2 protein-coding genes are annotated in these 669 nt (G+C 47.4%); both read left to right on the forward strand.

What is annotated here, in order from left to right:
* A partial coding sequence (locus R7Z77_RS25960) for a phosphatase PAP2 family protein (protein ID WP_318137126.1) occupies positions 1–156 on the forward strand: 156 nt, incomplete at its 5' end.
* 3 nt (positions 157–159) lie between these two features.
* Positions 160–669: MJ1255/VC2487 family glycosyltransferase (locus tag R7Z77_RS25965; RefSeq protein WP_318137125.1), on the forward strand; the 510-nt coding region annotated here is incomplete at its 3' end.

The following is a 669-nucleotide window of genomic DNA, read 5'->3' on the forward strand; positions in this document are numbered from 1 at the left end:
TACTACCCAGAACTCGGTTATGCCGCATTCTTTTGGGCGAGCTTAATTGGTACGGCGCGTATTTTGCTCGGTGTCCATTTCTTTACTGACGTCATCATAGGGGCGCTGTTGGGAAGTGCGTGTGGTGCTCTAGCTATTGCGATCGTAGGAGGCTAATGAATGAAAATTCTATACGGTGTTCAAGGTACGGGAAATGGCCACATCGCACGTGCACGTGCAATGAGCAAGGCATTTGAATCGCACGATGTGCAGGTCGACTTTCTTTTTTCTGGGCGAGCACCGGAGAAATACTTTTCAATGGAAGCGTTTGGCGATTATCAGACTCGTCGCGGTTTTACGTTTGTGACGGAAAAAGGCTCGGTCAATTACGCCAAAACGGCCTTGAACAACAATTTGATTCATTTTTTCAAAGAAGTGAACCAACTCAACCTGGCGACTTATGATTTAATCATCAACGACTTTGAACCCGTCACGGCTTGGGCTGCTCGTCAACAAAATAAGCCGTGTATCGGTATCAGTCACCAAAATGCGTTTCGCTATCCAGTGCCTCTGAAGGGGGCGAGCTGGCTGGATAAATCAGTACTTGAGTATTTTGCTCCATCTCAACATCAGCTTGGATTGCACTGGTATCACTTTGATCAGCCGTTGCTACCGCCCATCGTTCACACT

The organism is Vibrio sp. 1401 (assembly GCF_033340295.1).